The sequence below is a fragment of the Erwinia sp. E602 genome, assembly GCF_018141005.1.
In the GTDB taxonomy this organism is placed as follows: domain Bacteria; phylum Pseudomonadota; class Gammaproteobacteria; order Enterobacterales; family Enterobacteriaceae; genus Erwinia.
In genome coordinates this window covers 292194-310079 of record NZ_CP046582.1, presented here as the reverse complement: position 1 = coordinate 310079, position 17886 = coordinate 292194, and the positions used below count along the sequence as shown (strand labels likewise).

12 protein-coding genes are annotated in these 17886 nt (G+C 59.4%); 2 read left to right on the top strand and 10 right to left on the bottom strand.

All coding sequences use genetic code 11. The features are described from left to right. Window positions 1–109: 109 nt before the first annotated feature. The 3 genes from GKQ23_RS02750 to glpE all read right to left on the bottom strand — a co-directional run bounded on the left by GKQ23_RS02750 (window position 110) and on the right by glpE (window position 2118). A complete protein-coding gene (locus GKQ23_RS02750; protein WP_056232572.1) occupies window positions 110–868 on the bottom strand; it encodes a DeoR/GlpR family transcriptional regulator in 759 nt (252 codons plus the stop codon). Between the two features lie 29 nt (window positions 869–897). After that, the gene (gene glpG / locus GKQ23_RS02745; protein ID WP_212409716.1) at window positions 898–1725 is read right to left on the bottom strand and encodes a rhomboid family intramembrane serine protease GlpG; all 828 of its coding nucleotides are present in this window, start codon (window positions 1723–1725) and stop codon (window positions 898–900) included. Window positions 1726–1794: 69 nt separating this feature from the next. Next, on the bottom strand, window positions 1795–2118 hold the full coding sequence (gene glpE, locus GKQ23_RS02740) for a thiosulfate sulfurtransferase GlpE (protein WP_056232576.1): 324 nt from the start codon (window positions 2116–2118) through the stop codon (window positions 1795–1797). A 237-nt stretch (window positions 2119–2355) separates the two neighbouring features. Between glpE and glpD the strand changes: the two genes are divergently transcribed. Then, window positions 2356–3861 (top strand): glycerol-3-phosphate dehydrogenase, encoded by a 1506-nt coding sequence (glpD, locus tag GKQ23_RS02735; RefSeq protein ID WP_212409715.1) that lies wholly within the window; start codon window positions 2356–2358, stop codon window positions 3859–3861. 841 nt (window positions 3862–4702) lie between these two features. Next, a complete protein-coding gene (locus tag GKQ23_RS02730) occupies window positions 4703–4918 on the top strand; it encodes a hypothetical protein (protein ID WP_101505898.1) in 216 nt (71 codons plus the stop codon). Between the two features lie 208 nt (window positions 4919–5126). On the opposite strand, the gene glgP is transcribed toward GKQ23_RS02730, so the two are convergent. The 7 genes from glgP to gntU all read right to left on the bottom strand — a co-directional run bounded on the left by glgP (window position 5127) and on the right by gntU (window position 17884). Further along, window positions 5127–7574 (bottom strand): glycogen phosphorylase, encoded by a 2448-nt coding sequence (gene glgP, locus GKQ23_RS02725; protein WP_101505897.1) that lies wholly within the window; start codon window positions 7572–7574, stop codon window positions 5127–5129. A gap of 20 nt (window positions 7575–7594) precedes the next feature. Next, a complete protein-coding gene (glgA, locus tag GKQ23_RS02720) occupies window positions 7595–9028 on the bottom strand; it encodes a glycogen synthase GlgA (protein ID WP_056232584.1) in 1434 nt (477 codons plus the stop codon). A 63-nt stretch (window positions 9029–9091) separates the two neighbouring features. After that, on the bottom strand, window positions 9092–10378 hold the full coding sequence (gene glgC, locus GKQ23_RS02715) for a glucose-1-phosphate adenylyltransferase (RefSeq protein WP_056232585.1): 1287 nt from the start codon (window positions 10376–10378) through the stop codon (window positions 9092–9094). A 12-nt stretch (window positions 10379–10390) separates the two neighbouring features. Then, entirely contained in the window at window positions 10391–12367 is a 1977-nt protein-coding gene (glgX, locus tag GKQ23_RS02710) for a glycogen debranching protein GlgX (RefSeq protein WP_212409714.1), read from the bottom strand. 4 nt (window positions 12368–12371) lie between these two features. Beyond that, window positions 12372–14555 (bottom strand): 1,4-alpha-glucan branching enzyme, encoded by a 2184-nt coding sequence (gene glgB, locus GKQ23_RS02705; RefSeq protein WP_212409713.1) that lies wholly within the window; start codon window positions 14553–14555, stop codon window positions 12372–12374. Between the two features lie 636 nt (window positions 14556–15191). Beyond that, window positions 15192–16301 carry an aspartate-semialdehyde dehydrogenase gene (asd, locus tag GKQ23_RS02700; protein WP_056232608.1) on the bottom strand — a complete coding sequence of 370 codons (1110 nt, stop codon included), beginning with the start codon at window positions 16299–16301 and terminating at the stop codon, window positions 15192–15194. A 242-nt stretch (window positions 16302–16543) separates the two neighbouring features. Next, the gene (gene gntU, locus GKQ23_RS02695) at window positions 16544–17884 is read right to left on the bottom strand and encodes a gluconate transporter (protein ID WP_056232610.1); all 1341 of its coding nucleotides are present in this window, start codon (window positions 17882–17884) and stop codon (window positions 16544–16546) included. Window positions 17885–17886 lie beyond the last annotated feature (2 nt).

Here is a 17886-nt window from a genome sequence, read left to right as displayed (position 1 = left end):
TATGCAGGGCGGGAACGGGTGAGACAGGTCAGGCAGGATGCGCCGCAGGACGGATAAAGCAATATTTGCCTGGCAGATTAAGTCTGCCAGGCAAACAGACGGTGGCGGCTCAGCAGAGTTCGAGATGCACCTCGTACTTCTCGATGGTTTTCATTACCCCTTCCGGCGGCGTCTGGTCGGTAAACAGATAGTCGATCAGGCTCATATTGCCGAGGTTCACCATCGCGTTACGGCCAAACTTGGAGTGGTCGGCTACCAGCATTACGCAGCGTGAGTTCTCGATGATCGCCTTTTTGGTGCGCACTTCGTGGTAGTCGAAGTCGAGCAGCGAACCGTCGTAGTCGATGCCGCTGATGCCAAGAATGCCGTAATCGAGGCGGAACTGCGAGATATAGTCGAGCGTGGCTTCGCCCATAATGCCGCCGTCGCGGGTGCGCACCTCGCCGCCCGCCAGGATCAGGCGGAAGTCCGGTTTCGCCATCAGCAGCACCGCCACGTTAAGGTTGTTGGTGACGATGCGCAGGTTGCTGTGGTTCATCAGCGCGTGCGCTACCGCTTCCGGCGTGGTGCCGATGTCGATAAACAGCGAGGCGCCGTCCGGGATCTGACTGGCTACCCGCTCGGCGATACGCGCCTTCTCCGCCGACCACATCATTTTACGATCCTGCCAGGCGGTATTTTCCGAGCTGGAGGGCAGCGCCGCGCCACCGTGGTGGCGCTGGATCTTGTTCTGCTCCGCCAGGTCGTTTAAGTCGCGGCGAATGGTCTGCGGGCTGACGGCAAAATGCTCTACCAGCTCCTCGGTACTGACATATCCCTGATGGCGGACCAGATCGATAATCGCATCATGGCGTTGCGTCTGCTTCACACTCACTCCTTGCGGCCCAGGCCGCCCTGTTATCTTTTTTTCTGTGAACCGTGCCGGGTATCCACAAAGGCCATCGCCACGCCGACCAGCAGCCCGGTCACGTGCGCCGCATTGGCAATCGACAGGCCAAACCAGCCGAACCAGCCCACCAGCAGCCACAGCACCGCAAACGCCATCATCCCGCGCTGCAGGAACACGCCGCTATGCGGATCGCGCTCGCCTCTGAGCCAGGTGTAGCCCATCAGCGCATAAACCACGCCGGAGAGGCCGCCAAACAGCACGCCGCTGAATTTCGCCTGCATCCAGCCGCTGAGCAGCGCCGAAATCAGCATAATGACGAACAGCTTGCCGCTGCCGAGGCGCTTCTCAACCATGCCGCCAAGATACCACCACCACAGCAGGTTGAACAAAATATGCAGCAGCGAGAAGTGCAGCAGCGCGTGGCTGAACCAGCGCCACAGCTCCAGCCGCTGGTCCGGCTGCGGCCACGACAGCAGATCCATCACCGTGCCGTCGCCGAACAGTTGCATCAGGATAAACACCAGCACGCAGGCCGCGGCCACCCCCAGCGTCAGCGGCCCGGCGCGTTCGCGCATCCCGGCCAGTAACGGCGTGTGCTGATAGCGGATACCGCTGTCGGTGGTGCCGCTCTGCCAGCTGGCCGCCTGATAGCGCGGGTGGTTGGGATCGCGGATGAACTGGTTAAGTTCGTTTTCGACGACGCCAACCTGCGACTCATCGTCAAGCCACAGCTGATAGTCGCCGTCGTGCTCGATGCGCAGGGTGATGCCCCGCGTGGCCATGTAGTCAACGAAGGCCTGCGCCAGGCGCAGGTGGGTAAAATGGGTGATACGCATGATGGGCGGGCTCCCTGTCAGGTCAAACCAGAGCAGCCGGTGTGGCTGCACGCTGTCATAGCTGTGGCCCTAAGCCGATTCAACCTGTTGCGGGAACACCGCGCGCCAGGCATCAAAGCCGCCGTCAATGCTGTAAGCCTCGGCAAACCCCTGGTTCAGCAGGTACTGCGCCGCACCTTTGCTGCTGTTGCCGTGATAGCACATCACCAGCACCGGCTGGCTGAGATCGGCCTGGGCAATAAACTGCGGCAGCGAGTCGTTGGTGAGATGAAACGCCCCGCTGGCGTGGCCGGCGGCAAAGCTTTGCGGATCGCGGATATCGACCAGGTGTACGTTGCCAGCGGCCAGCTGCTGTTGCGCCTGCTGCACGTCGATGCACTCAAATTGTTCCATGGTGGGGTCTCATAAAAGCCAAAAAATAACGTCAAATAGCGCTTATTGTATCCTGGCTGCGGGGAACAATAACCCGATAAATGGAGTGGTTATCGGGTTTTTCTCTTAGCAAATATGTTACCTGCATCACGCATAAATGTTTTTATCTGGTTAACGCGGTGGCAATGTTGGTTTTCGCTGAGTATAATGCTCGAAAACGAACATTACTGAGCAATTCCGAACACCGGAGGAGATAGCGTGGAAATCAAAGACCTGATCGTCATCGGCGGCGGTATTAATGGTGCAGGCATTGCAGCCGACGCGGCAGGACGTGGGCTGTCGGTGCTGATGCTGGAGGCCCAGGATCTGGCCTGCGCCACCTCGTCTGCCAGCTCCAAACTGATCCACGGTGGCCTGCGCTATCTGGAACACTACGAATTCCGCCTGGTCAGCGAAGCGCTGGCAGAGCGTGAAGTTCTGCTGAAGATGGCGCCGCACATTGCTTTCCCGATGCGCTTCCGCCTGCCGCACCGCCCGCACCTGCGCCCGGCGTGGATGATCCGCGTTGGCCTGTTTATGTACGATCATCTGGGCAAACGCACCAGTCTGCCGGGCAGTAAGAGCCTGCGTTTTGGCGCAGAATCAGTGCTTAAACCTGAAATCATGCGCGGTTTCGAATATTCCGACTGCTGGGTGGACGATGCGCGCCTGGTGGTGCTGAACGCCCAGGAGATCGAAAAGCGCGGCGGCGAGGTGCGTACCCGTACCCGCGTGACCCGCGCCTGGCGTGAAAACGGTCTGTGGACGGTGGAAGCGGAAGAGGTGGATACCGGTAAGATCCACACCTGGCAGGCAAAAGGCCTGGTTAACGCCGCCGGCCCGTGGGTTAAGCAGCTGTTCGACGAGAACCTGAAGCTGAAGTCGCCGTACGGAATTCGCCTGATCAAGGGTAGCCATATCGTGGTGCCGCGCGCGCACAACGAGAAACAGGCCTATATCCTGCAGAACGAAGATAACCGCATCGTGTTTGTTATTCCGTGGATGGATGAGTTCTCGATCATCGGCACCACCGACGTCGAGTACAAAGGCGATCCGAAGAGCGTGAAGATCGACGACAACGAGATCGACTATCTGCTGAAGGTTTACAACAGCCACTTTAAGAAAACGCTGGCGAAGGACGATATCGTCTGGACCTACTCCGGCGTGCGTCCGCTGTGTGATGATGAGTCCGATTCACCGCAGGCGATCACCCGCGACTACACGCTGGACGTGCACGACGACGCCGGCCAGGCCCCGCTGCTGTCGGTATTTGGCGGCAAGCTGACCACCTACCGCAAGCTGGCCGAGCACGCGATGGAGAAGCTGAGCAAGTATTATCCGAACATCGGTGCGGCCTGGACCAAAACCTGCGTGCTGCCGGGCGGTAATATTGCCGGCACCCGCGAGGATTACGCCGCCAGCCTGCGTCGTCGTTATCCGTTCATTACTGAAGCGATGGCGCGTCACTATGCCCGTACCTACGGCAGCAACAGCGAGCTGCTGCTGAAGGATGCAAAGAGCCTGGACGATCTCGGCGAGCTGTTTGGTCACCACTTCTACGAGGCGGAGCTGCGTTATCTGGTCGCCAGTGAGTGGGTTCGCGCCACTGACGATGCGATCTGGCGTCGTACTAAAGAGGGCATGTGGCTGAACGACGAGCAGAAAGCCCGCGTCACCGAATGGCTGGCGCAGCACGTCACTCCGGCGCTGTCGCTGGCATCGTGATAGCTGACTAAGCGGTATTTAAGGGGCCTTGATGGCCCCTTTTGCTTTTGTGGCGGAGGCACATAATGTGGCTGTCAGATCTATGCCAGTGGTGCCTATCCCAGGCTAATGCGTCGCTGCGTGTATGTGGCGGCCAGATCGGTGCCAACGGTGCCCGGTATGGGGCAGATCGCCGGGTCGCCGTAAACCCTTCCCTGGGGGCTCGGATGCTGCATCCATGCAGCATACGCCCGGCTAACCTGTCCCCATACCGTGCCCCTCTCAGGCTTATCGCGTCGCTGCGTGGATATAGCGGCCAGATCGGTGCCAGCGGTGCCCTCCTAGGCTAGCGCGTTGCTGCCGGTCATATTACTGCCTGCTCGTATTGCTGTGTCACTTAAATTTCTATGATGCGCCCCGCTTACTTGACCTGTTTGCACTGCCTCTTTCATTTGCCTGCGGGCGTGCTTCCAGTATTTGAACATAGGTGAAAAAGGCGATTGTCTTCCGTGTTAGCGAGGGGTAGCGTCAGGGGGTGCTTAAAACAGCACCAGGATTGGCGTCCTGAACAGTTAATAGCGACAGGCAAAATGCCGTCTTTTTTGTCGCAGGCTCATTACGTATGTATTATTGCACTGCGGTAATACAGACAATGGTGGGTTGAATGGAGGCTTCTTAAGAAGCGCCGGTAATGTTAACTGCTGGTACGCCAACTCTGTTCAACTCACCACCCGCGAACGTGGCGTTTCCGGTGGTGGAATAATTGCTAAGTTAACGAGGTTCCCATCATGGCAATGAAACCGCTATTCCGCTCCCACTATCAGTCCAGTTCTCTTTCCCTTCCTGCGCAGGGAGGTGCCCAATGAATTACGGCATATCAGACACAGCAAACCTTGATAACACCGAACTTTGCGACCAATGCCGCGCATTGGCTTACGCTATGACTGAGCTCACCCAGCCCATAATGCGTGATGTACTGCTATGGGTGCTGGTTGAAAAGATTGAAATGCTCAGCCTACGATTCGAGGATGAAAGTAGCCTGCTGGATACCAAAAGCCTTTCAGCAACAATACACTAACAAGGTCAGGTAGCCATCGAAATTACATGACTGACAGCAACTTAGTTGCTTACAGGCAATCGGGGCTATCCGGATAAGCGGACCGTCGGCGCGCAGGGACGCGCGCCGCCGAGCGCACACGGACGTGTTCACAGCGTGTCCGCGTTCCGGATAGCCCCGATAAGCCAGGCAACTGCATCTGCAGCGACCCGGCCCGAGAGCGCCGAACTCAAAGCTTAACCGGCTTAATCCCCCAGATCTCGTCCGCATACTCCTGGATCGTACGGTCGGAAGAGAAGTAACCCATATTGGCGATGTTGTGCACCGCCCGGCGCGTCCACTCCTCCTGATTGCGGTACAGCTTATCCACCTTATCCTGCTCGTCCACATAACTGCGGTAATCCGCCAGCAGCTGATAATGATCGCCCAGATTGACCAGAGAATCGAAAATATTACGGTAACGCCCCGGCTCCTGCGGGCTGAACGCCCCGGTGGCGATCTGCGTCAGCGCCAGATGCAGCTCCGCATCCTGCTCGTAATACGGGTGCGAGTTATAGCCCTCAGCACGCAACGCCTCCACCTGCGGCGTGGTATTACCGAAGATAAAGATATTCTCCTCGCCCACGTGTTCCAGCATCTCCACGTTGGCCCCGTCCAGCGTACCAATGGTCAGCGCACCGTTCAGCGCAAACTTCATATTACTGGTGCCCGACGCTTCCGTCCCCGCCAGCGAGATCTGCTCGGACAAATCGGCGGCCGGAATAATGATCTGCGCCAGACTCACGCCGTAGTTGGGAATAAACACCACCTTGAGCTTATTCTTCACCTGCGGATCGCTGTTAATCACCGCCGCCACGTCGTTAATCAAATGGATAATGTGCTTAGCCATGTAATACGCCGAGGCGGCCTTACCAGCGAAAATATTGACGCGCGGCACCCAGTCAGCCTGCGGATCGGCCTTAATGCGGTTATAGCGGGTAATCACGTGCAGCACGTTTAACAGCTGGCGCTTGTACTCGTGAATACGTTTAATCTGCACGTCAAACATCGCGTGCGGATCGACCACGATATCCATCTTCTGCGCGATAAACTGCGCCAGCCGTTTCTTATTAACCAGCTTCGCCTCGCTCACCTGTTCAATAAAATTAGGGAAGTCGATATGCTGCTTCAGATCGTCCAGTTGACTCAGGTCGGTACGCCAGTTGCGACCAATCGCTTCATCCAGCACGCCGGATAGTGCCGGGTTAGCCAGCGCCAGCCAGCGACGTGGCGTTACGCCGTTGGTTTTATTACAGAAACGGTTAGGGAACAGCTTCGCGAAATCCGCAAACAGCGACTGCACCATCAGGTTGGAGTGCAGCTCAGACACGCCGTTCACCTTGTGGCTGACCACCACAGCCAGCCAGGCCATACGGATCCGGCGACCGTTGTTCTCGTCGATGATCGAAATGCGCGACAGCAGCTCCCAGTCATTCGGGTACTGATCCTGAATGGTCTTCAGGAAATGGTCGTTAATGTCGAAAATGATCTGCAGATGGCGCGGCAGGATCTTGCCGATCATATCCACCGGCCAGGTCTCCAGCGCTTCCTGCATCAGCGTATGGTTGGTGTACGAGAACACCTGACAGGCAACGTCGAAGGCATCTTCCCAGTCAAACTTCGCGTCATCGATCAGCACGCGCATCAGCTCAGGGATCGCCAGCACCGGGTGGGTATCGTTCAGGTGAATGGCTATCCGGTCCGCAAGGTTGTCAAACGTCTCATGCATCACCCAGTGGCGGTGCAAAATGTCCTGCACGGTAGCCGACACGAGGAAATACTCCTGACGCAGACGCAGCTCGCGGCCGGAGTAGGTGGAATCATCCGGGTAGAGCACGCGCGAGACGTTTTCCGAATGGTTCTTGTCTTCTACTGCCGCAAAATAATCCCCCTGGTTGAATTTACCCAGGTTGATCTCGTTACTGGCCTGCGCGCCCCACAGCCGCAGCGTGTTGGTGGCGTCGGTATCAAAGCCCGGAATGATCTGATCGTAGGCCATCGCCAGGATCTCTTCGGTCTCGACCCAGCGCGCGCGGCTGCCCTCATGCTGGATCCGCCCGCCAAAACGCACTTTATAGCGGGTGCTGAAACGCTGAAACTCCCACGGATTACCGTACTCCAGCCAGTAATCGGGTGACTCCGCCTGCCGCCCTTCGACAATGTTCTGCTTAAACATCCCGTAGTCGTAGCGGATGCCGTAGCCGCGGCCCGGCAGCCCTAAGGTTGCCAGCGAGTCGAGGAAACAGGCCGCCAGACGGCCTAAACCGCCGTTGCCCAGCCCCGGATCGCTCTCCTCCTCAATCAGCTCTTCCAGATCGAAGCCCATATCCTCCAGCGCCGTACGCGCATCGTCATAAATGCCCATCGCCAGCAGCGCGTTCGACAGGGTACGCCCGACCAGAAACTCCATCGACAGGTAGTAGACCTGGCGCACGTCCTGCGACAGCTGGGCACGGTTGGAGCGCAGCCAGCGTTCCACCATGCGGTCACGTACCGCCAGCAGGGTCGCGTTGAGCCAGTCGTGTTTATTGGCGATCGACGGGTCTTTGCCGATGGTAAACATCAGCTTGTAGGCGATAGAGTGCTTCAGCGCATCAACGCTGACGGTCGGGGAAGCGTAGGAGAAAGGTGCATTCATATCAGTTTCCTAGTGTCTGGTTACAGCAAACGTTGATAGAGATCGCGGTAGGCAACAGCCGCTACCTGCCAGCTAAAATCCATCCCCATTGCCTGGCGCTGCACGTAGCGCCAAAGCGAAGGACGAGACCAGAGGACAAAAGCACGTCGAATTGCACGCAGTAATGACCATGCATTACTGTCTTCAAAGACAAAGCCGCTGGCGATGCCGTCTGCCAGATTCTCCAGAGAACTGTCGTTCACCGTATCCGCCAGCCCGCCGGTGCGCCGCACCAGCGGCAGCGTGCCGTATTTCAGGCCGTAAAGCTGGGTCAGCCCGCAGGGCTCAAAGCGGCTCGGCACCATAATCACGTCGGCACCGCCCATAATGCGGTGCGAGAAGGCTTCGTGATAGCCGATCTGCACGCCCACCTGGCCCGGATATTCGGCCGCGGCGGCAAGGAAGCCCTGCTGCAATACCGCATCGCCGGCCCCCAGCAGCACCAGCTGGCCGCCCTGCTCCAGCAGCCCCGGCAACGCCTCAAGCACCAGGTCCAGGCCCTTCTGGGTGGTTAAGCGACTGACTACGGCAAAGATCGGCGCTTTCTCATCGACGGTCAACCCCATGGTAATCTGCAGCTGGCGTTTGTTTTCCGTTTTGGCGTCCAGAACATCACGGTTGTAGCGCGCCGTCAGCAGCAAATCATGCTCAGGATCCCAGATCGCCGGATCAACGCCGTTGAGAATGCCGCTCAGCCGCCCTTCCAGCATGCGCTGTTTCAGCAGCGTTTCCATGCCATAACCGAACTCCGGCAGGGTGATCTCCCGCGCGTAAGTCGGGCTGACCGCCGTAATATGATCGGCATAAAACAGCCCGGCCTTGAGGTAAGATATCTGACCGAAGAACTCCAGCCCGTGCATATTGAAAAACGACTGCGGCAGCTGGATCTGTTCCAGATGATGCGCGTGGAACAGCCCCTGATAGGCCAGGTTATGCACCGTAAACACCGACTTCGCCGGACGGCCGCGCGCCGCCAGGTAAGCACAGGTCAAGCCGGCGTGCCAGTCGTGCGCATGCACCACGTCAGGACGCCACCAGGTATCCAGCCCGCAGGCCATCTCACAGCCCATCCAGCCGAGCAGCGCAAAGCGTAAATAGTTATCGGTGTAAGCAAACTGCGACTCATCGTGATACGGACTGCCGGGGCGATCGTACAGGCCCGGCGCATCAATCAGATAGATGCCCACGCCGTCAAAGTGACCGAACAGCAGCTCAACCGGGCCGGCGAAGGTTTGCAGTTTTGCCACCACTTCCGCACCCGGAATGCCTTTTTTCAAATCAGGAAACGCCGGCAACAGCACCCGGGTGTCCACACCTTCTGCAATTTGCGCCGCCGGTAATGCCCCAACAACATCAGCAAGCCCACCGGTTTTCAGCAGCGGGAAAATTTCTGAACAGACATGTAACACCTGCATTCGCGGCTCCTTTAACGTGCTGAAGCGGCATCCCTCCCCGGAAGTGCCGCATCTCCCACTCAGCTAGACCCAGCCAAGCTTCGCCAGCATGGTCCTTGTGACCAGAACAATCCCCTCATCCGATCGGTGGAAGCGCCGGGCATCATCATCCGGATTCTCACCGATCACCGTCCCTTCAGGCAGTACGCAGGCGCGGTCAATCACACAGCGGCGCAGGCGGCAGGAACGTCCTACCACCACGTCCGGCAGTAATACCGACGACTCGATATTGCAGAAGGAGTTAATGCGAACGCGGGAGAACAGCACCGAGTTCACTACCACCGATCCGGAGATAATACAGCCCCCGGACACCAGCGAATTCATGGTCATACCGTGGCTGCCGGAGCGGTCCTGAACAAACTTCGCCGGCGGCAGCGGCTCTACATAGGTGCGGATCGGCCAGGCCTGGTCATACATATCCAGTTCCGGCGTGACGGACGCCAGGTCAAGATTGGCTTTCCAGTACGCCTCCAGCGTGCCCACATCGCGCCAGTAGGGTTCGGTCGCCTCGCCGTTTTGTACGCAGGAAACGCCGAACGAATGGGCGACGGCATCGCCGCTGGCCACAATTTTAGGCAGCAGGTCCTTACCGAAATCGTGGTCGGACTCCGGCAGACCCTGATCCTCTTCCAGCATGCTGTAAAGATAGTCGGCATCGAAAATATAGATACCCATACTGGCCAGCGCTTTGCTGCTGTCGTCCGGCATCGCCGGCGGATCGGCTGGTTTTTCAAGGAATTCCACCACCCGACTATTTTCGTCCACCTTCATAATGCCGAAGGCGCTGGCCTCGGCCAGCGGCACCGGCAGGCAGGCAATGGTGCAGCGGGCGTTGCTCTCGACGTGGTCGATCAGCATCCGCGAATAGTCCATCTTGTAAATGTGATCGCCGGCCAGTATCACGATGTACTTCGCGCGGTAGCGGCGGATGATGTCGAGGTTCTGCGTCACCGCATCGGCGGTGCCGCGATACCAGTGATCGGTGGAGAGCCGCTGCTGCGCGGGCAGCAGATCGACAAACTCGTTCATCTCTTCGTTGAGGAACGACCAGCCGCGCTGGATGTGCTGCACCAGGGTATGCGACTGGTACTGGGTGATCACCGCGATACGCCGGATGCCGGAGTTAAGGCAGTTGGAGAGGGCGAAATCGATAATGCGGAACTTGCCGCCAAAGTGAACGGCAGGCTTGGCGCGCTTGGCGGTCAAATCTCTTAGCCGCGTACCGCGGCCCCCGGCAAGGATCAGCGCGACCGTCTGGGTGGGCAGTTGACGTGCCAGCATCAGCGGATCGTTTCGTTCTAATTTGACCATGTCTGACTCCCTTTATGATTGATGATGGAACACACACACGCCGTGCGCGCCCCCATGCCAGACCGTTGACACGATGGGATTATCTTCCCCGGCAAAAGGAGGAATGGCATACCAACGTCCTTCTGGCAGTACCTGGTCACACACCGATTCTGTTGCATTGATCGTTATCAGCCAGCGTTGCGAAAGGCGGATCTGCAGGCGGTGTTCACCCTGCTGCCACTGTTCATCCGCAAGCGGCTGCCCCTGGTCGTTCAGCCACTCCACATTGCCATCGCCGGGTTGCCACCAGCGGTCCTGCTGCAGCGCCGGAATTCTGCGGCGCAGATGGATTAGCGCAGCGGTAAAAGCAAACAGACCGTTATCGTGCCTGCGCCAGTCAAACCAGGTCAGCGGGTTATCCTGGCAGTAGGCGTTGTTATTACCGTGCTGACTGTGGCCGCGCTCGTCGCCGGCCAGCAGCATCGGCGTTCCCTGTGACAGCAACAGCGTGGTCAGCAGCGCATGCACGCTGCGGCGGCGATGCTCTGCCACCAGTAATGGCGCATTCAGCCCTTCAAAACCGTGATTGTGGCTGAAATTATTGTCACTGCCGTCCCGGTTGTCCTCACCGTTTGCTTCATTATGCTTACGACTGAAGCTCACCAGGTCACGCAGGGTAAAACCGTCATGGGCAGTGACCAGATTGATGCTGGCGGAAGGTAAACGGCCGTCACGCTGGAACAGATCGCTGGAGGCAGCAAAGCGGCGGGCGAACTCGCCGTTGGACAGCGATCCGTGCAGCCAGTAACGGCGCGCGGCATCACGGAAATGGTCGTTCCACTCGGCAAACGGCGGCGGGAAGTTACCAACCTGATAGCCCCCCGGGCCGATATCCCAGGGCTCGGCGATCAGCTTGCACTGTGACAGCAGCGGATCGGCGGCGATCGCCTGAAACAGCGGCGCATCCTGCCGATACTCCGGCGTGCGCCCCATCACCGTGCCCAGGTCAAAGCGGAAGCCGTCAATATGGCACTCTTCCACCCAGTAGCGCAGGCAGTCCAGTGCCCAGGCCATCACCTGCGGATGGCTGAGGTTCAGCGTATTGCCACACCCGGTCCAGTTGCTGTTGTCGCCACCCGGCTCCAGCCAGTAGTAGCTGGCGTTATCCACGCCACGCTGCGAAAGCGTTGGCCCGCTCTGTTCCAGCTCGGCGGTATGGTTAAACACCACGTCGAGGATCACTTCGATCCCCGCCGCGTGCAGCGCCTTCACCGCCTGCTGAAACTCCTGCCGGGCGTCAGGCCCTGAGGCATAGCCGGGATGCAGAGCCGAGCAGGCCAGCGGGTTGTAGCCCCAGTAGTTATCCAGCCCCATGCGCAGCAGGCGCGGCTCGCTGGCAAAACAGGCCACCGGCAACAGCTCCAGCGTGGTGATCCCCAGCCGGGTGAAGTAGTCGATCATCACCGGGTGGCCCAGCGCCGCATAGCTGCCGCGCAGCGGCTCCGGGATGTCCGGATGCAGCCGGGTCAGGCCGCGCACGTGGGCTTCAAAAATCACCGTACTGCCCCAGGGCACCCGCGGCGGCTGGTCATCTTCCCAGTCAAAATCATCCGCCAGCACCACGCCTTTCGGCGCAATGCTGCCGGTATCTGCCGGGTCGGGTGCCGCGTCACCGCTGTAAAAGCGTCGGTCGTCGCTGACTTCCCCCTCCACCGCGCGGGCGGCCGGGTCCAGCAACAGCTTCGCGGGGTTAAAACGCAGCCCCTGCTGCGGTGCCCAGCGCCCGTGTACGCGGTATCCGTAGCGCTGACCGGGGCGCAGCGCCGGGATAAAACCGTGCCAGATATCGCCGCTTCGTGCCGGTAAATCCACGCGCGTCTCAATCCCCTGCTCATCAAACAGGCACAGCTCGACGCGCTCAGCATGCTGAGAAAACAGGGTAAAGTTGACGCCTCTGCCGTTATAGCTGGCACCCAGCGGCTGCGGATCTCCCGGACGAATCGGCATCATGGCGTCAGGCCTCCCGCACCAGCCACAGCGTGGAGAGCGGCGGCAGCGTGAGGCTGAGCGAGTGGCTGCGCTGATGGCTGCCAATCTCGTCGGTGTGAATGCTGCCCAGATTGCCGTTGTTGCTGCCGTGGTAGTGGCCGGAATCGGTGTTCAGCACCTCGCGCCAGCTGCCCGCGCCGTTAACGCCGAAGCGATAGTCGTAGCGCGGTACCGGCGTAAAGTTGCTGGCCACGATCAGCTCATTGCCGTCGCGGTCGCGGCGTACAAAGACAAATACCGAGTTGTCGAAGTCATCCACCACCAGCCACTCAAAGCCCGCCGGGTCAAAGTCGAGCTGGTGCAGCGCCGGGTGCGCCCGGTAGGTGTGGTTCAGGTCGCGCACCAGCCGCTGCACGCCGTTGTGCCAGTTATCCTCGCCCTCCAGCAGATGCCAGTCGAGGCTGCTGTCGTGGTTCCACTCGCGCCCCTGAGCAAATTCATTGCCCATAAACAGCAGCTTCTTGCCGGGGAAGCCAAACATCCAGCCATAGTAGGCGCGCAGGTTAGCGAACTTCTGCCACGCGTCCCCCGGCATGCGGTCGAGGATCGAGCGCTTACCGTGCACCACCTCATCATGCGACAGCGGCAGCACGAAGTTTTCGGTGTAGTTGTAGAGCATGCCAAAGGTCATCAGCTGGTGATGATGACGGCGATAGATCGGGTCGAGCTTCATGTAGTCGAGGGTGTCGTGCATCCAGCCGAGGTTCCATTTGAACCAGAACCCCAGCCCGCCGGTCTCCTGCGGTCGCGATACGCCGGGGAAGTCGGTTGACTCTTCGGCGAGGGTGATTGACCCCGGCGCGGCCTGCCCCAGCGTGCGGTTGGTGTAGCGCAGGAAGGAGATGGCTTCAAGATTCTCACGCCCGCCGTACCAGTTCGGCACCCACTCGCCCTCCGCGCGGCTGTAGTCGCGGTAGATCATTGACGCCACCGCATCCACGCGCAGACCGTCAATGCCGAAGCGCTCGATCCAGTACAGCGCGTTGCCCGCGAGGAAGTTGCTGACCTCGCGGCGGCCGTAGTTATAGATCAGCGTGTTCCAGTCCTGGTGGTAGCCCTCCTGCGGGTTACCGTGTTCATACAGCGCGGTGCCGTCAAACGTCGCCAGACCAAAGTCGTCCGACGGGAAGTGGCCCGGCACCCAGTCGAGCAGCACGTTCAGCCCGGCGTTATGCGCCGAGCGGATAAATTCACGGAATTCGTCGCGGGTACCAAAGCGGCGGGTCGGCGCGTAGAGGCCCAGCGGCTGATACCCCCAGCTGCCGTCGAACGGATGCTCGTTAATCGGCAGCAGTTCAAGGTGGGTAAAGCCCATGTCACGGGCGTAAGGCACCAGCTGTTCGGTCAGCTCTTTGTAGCTGAGCCAGAAATTATCATCGGTATGACGCCGCCAGGAGCCGAGATGCACCTCATAGATTGAGATCGGCGCGTCAAAGCCGTTGGCGCGCTGCCGCTCCGGCGACAGGGTGGTTTTTTCCGGCAGGCCACAGATCATCGAGGCGGTCTGCGGGCGCATCTGCGCCTCAAAGGCATAAGGATCCGCTTTCAGCTTCAGCTGGCCGTGAATATCGATGATTTCAAACTTATACAGCTGGCCCTGACGGGCGGCGGGCACAAACAGCTCCCAGATCCCCTGTTCGCGGCGCAGTCGCATCGGATGGCGGCGGCCATCCCAGTAGTTGAACTCGCCGACCACCGACACGCGCTGCGCGTTCGGTGCCCAGACGGCAAAACGGGTGCCGATCACCCCGTCGATCACGTCGGCGTGTGCGCCGAGGGTTTCATACGGCCGCAGATGGGTACCTTCGGCCAGCAACCAGCTGTCCATTTCCGCCAGCAGCGGACCGAAACGGTAGGCATCATCAATCAGATTCTGCTGGCCGTGCCAGGTGACCGCCAGCTGATAACGAAAAGGATTTTTACGGCGCGGCACCACGGCACTGAAAAAGCCGCGGCCGTCAATGCACTCCAGCTGGGCACATTTACGCCCGGTACGGGTTTCGATCACCCACACTTCACTGGCATCCGGCAGCAGTGCCCGCACTTCCAGCCCCTGTTCAGTCTGGTGCATGCCTAACAGGGAAAAAGGGTCAGCAAAGTGACCGGAGAGTAAGGCGTTAATAACACGACGATCCACTAGCTCTGACATACTTTCTTCCCGTGATGTTCGGCAGCCGATCGGCCTGAACGTTGAACAATCCAGGCAAGATGCTGCTCTTCGTTGAGCCTGAGGCGCGCAGGGGGAATCAACGATCCGTGACAAACCACCAGTGCACGCGACATAACAATTGAAAATCAAAAAGTAAGGAATCAAACCGGCAGATGGTCCCGGCAACGGCTGTCTGTCTCATCCCGTGCCATACGGGCCGGGGTAGTGCCTGTTAAGCATAGCCAGGCCACCGGCAAAGCCTGCATCGAAAATGTAAAAAACTGGTCCACTTTGCTGATGGTATGTAGCCTGCCAGCCAGCGTACACAGTTAAAAATGCTCATTTTTTATGACGACAGCATGTCGGGTGGCGGCGAAAGCGAAAAATTAACGTTACAACGGCCGTATCAGCGCTGCCGGAAGGTGAATACCATTAATAACGAAATGGACGGGAAAATACTCAATTGTGAAAAAATTTCATGTTTCAGGCAGCACCCACACCGGCGTGGACGGTCGATGAACACAGGACAGACTGTCAGACACTGCGCTGGCTGAGCGAGAAGAGGCAAAGCGGGGGCATAACGAACGGGATGACTGAGGATCGCTGCCCCCGCCAGCAGGCGGAGGCAGCCTGGGATTAATCCACCAGTAAACGCAGCATACGGCGCAGCGGTTCAGCGGCACCCCACAGCAGCTGATCGCCAACGGTAAAGGCCGAGAGATACTCCGGCCCCATGTTCAGCTTGCGCAGGCGGCCAACCGGGGTGCTCAGGGTACCGGTTACGGCAGCCGGCGTCAGCTCACGCATGGTGATTTCACGGTCGTTAGGGATCACTTTCACCCAGTCGTTATGAGACGCCAGCAGCTGCTCGATCTCGGCCAGCGGCACGTCTTTTTTCAGCTTCAGGGTAAACGCCTGGCTGTGGCAGCGCAGCGCACCAACGCGCACGCACAGGCCATCAACCGGGATCAGGCCAGCAGGACGCAGGATCTTGTTCGTTTCTGCCTGCCCCTTCCACTCTTCACGGCTCTGCCCGTTTTCCAGCTGCTTGTCGATCCACGGGATCAGGCTGCCGGCCAGCGGCACGCCAAAGTTGTCCACCGGCAACGCGCCCGCGCGGCTCAGTTCAGTGACCTTACGCTCGATGTCGAGGATCGCAGAAGCCGGATTGTTCAGTTCCGCCGCCACGTGGCCGTGCAGCTGGCCCATCTGCGCCAGCAGCTCACGCATGTGGCGTGCGCCGCCGCCGGAGGCCGCCTGATAGGTAGCAACGGACGCCCACTCGACCAGATTATTCGCAAACAGGCCGCCCAGTGACATCAGCATCAGGCTGACGGTACAGTTACCGCCAACGAAGGTTTTAATGCCGTTGTTCAGTCCGTCCTGAATCACCTGATGGTTGACCGGATCGAGGATAATGATCGCATCCTCTTCCATGCGCAGCGTAGAGGCGGCATCGATCCAGTAGCCCTGCCAGCCGGCAGCGCGCAGTTTAGGATAAACGTCGCTGGTGTAGTCGCCGCCCTGGCAGGTGATAATAATATCCAGCGCCTTGAGCGCCTCGATATCAAACGCATCCTGCAGCGTACCGGCAGACTGGCCGCCGAACGCCGGCGCGGCCTGGCCATGCTGCGAGGTGGAGAAAAATACCGGGCGCACCGCATCAAAATCGCGCTCTTCGCTCATGCGCTGCATCAGCACCGAGCCCACCATGCCACGCCAACCTACTAAACCAACAGATTTCATTTTGCACCTGCTTCAGGCTACCTGACTGCGACAGAAACGCCTGATAAGAGTTGAAGAAAAAGAGTCAGGCTAAACCTTACAATGTGCAGCCAAAGTGGCAAGTGAATTAAATCGATTAGGTGAATATTTTTAGCAGAGTTGCTTATAACGGGCAGAAAAAGCGGCGATTTTGCGAGGAAAGCGCATGTAAACGTCCTCCGGAGCGGGAGGAGATCCCCGCCCCGGAAGCGATCGGCCGGGCGTTATGACAGCAGTTCGAAGGCGATCATCCCGGTCACCGCGCCGACGGTGCCCAGAATGGTCTCCATCAGCGTCCAGGTTTTCAGCGTCTGCGCCTCGGTAGCACCGGTAAAGCGGCCAAACAGCCAGAAACCGGCATCGTTGACGTGGCTGATGATAATCGAGCCGCCGGCGATGCAGATCGACAGCGCGGCCATCTGCGCGCCGGAGTAATGCAGCGGCTCAATCACCGGCATAATCAGCCCGACGGTGGTCAGGCAGGCGACGACCGCCGAGCCCTGAATCACGCGAATCGCTCCGGCCAGCACAAAGCAGGCCACCGCGACCGGCATCCCGGCACCGGTCAGCGCATTGCCCAGCGCCGGGCCGACGCCGGAGTCGACCAGCACCTGTTTAAACACGCCGCCTGCGCCGATCACCAGCAGAATGATACCGGCGGGCTGCAGCGCCGCGCCGCAAATCTGCATCACCCGCTCTTTATCCATCCCCTGGCGGTACGCGAGGCCATAGATCGCCACCAGGCAGGCCAGCAGAATGGCGGTAAACGGATGGCCGATAAACTCCAGCCACTCATACAGGCGGGAACCGGGTTCGGTAAAGCGCGCGCCGATGGTTTTCAGCCCGACCAGCAGCAGCGGGAACAGGATCAGCGCCAGGCTGAAGCCAAATGACGGCAGCTTGCTTTCGTCAAACTCCGGGTGTTCGCTCTCCTCCGGCGGCGTGAACTGCACGTGCCGGCTGATAAAGCGGCCGAACAGCGGCCCGGCGATCAGCATGCCCGGAATGGCCGCGCACAGCCCCAGCAGGATCATCCAGCCAAAGTCGGCGTGCATCTGCGAGGCCAGCAGCATCGGGGCCGGGCCGGGCAGCAGGAACGCGGCCGCGGCCGCGACGCCGGCAAATAGCGGGATCACCAGCTTCACCAGATTATCGCCGGTGCGGCGGGCAACGGCGAAGGCGATGCTGATCAGCAGCACCACCGCCACTTCAAAAAACAGCGGCAGCGCGCAGATCAGACCGGCAATGCCCATCGCATAGTGCGCGCGGCTTTCGCCAAAGGTTTTCAGCATGCGGATGGCGATCTGATCCACCGCGCCGGTTTCATGCAGGATTTTGCCAAACATCGCCCCCAGGGCAACGACAATGGCGAGGAAGCCGAGGGTGCCGCCCATGCCTTTCTGCATGGTGTCGGCAATTTTATCCAGCGGCATGCCGGAGAACAGGCCGGCTCCGACCGAGACCAGCATCAGCGCCACAAAGGCGTGCATGCGGGCTTTCATCACTAAAAACAGCAGCAGTAACACCGACCCTGCTGCCGTTAACACCAGTGTTGCAGTACTCATTA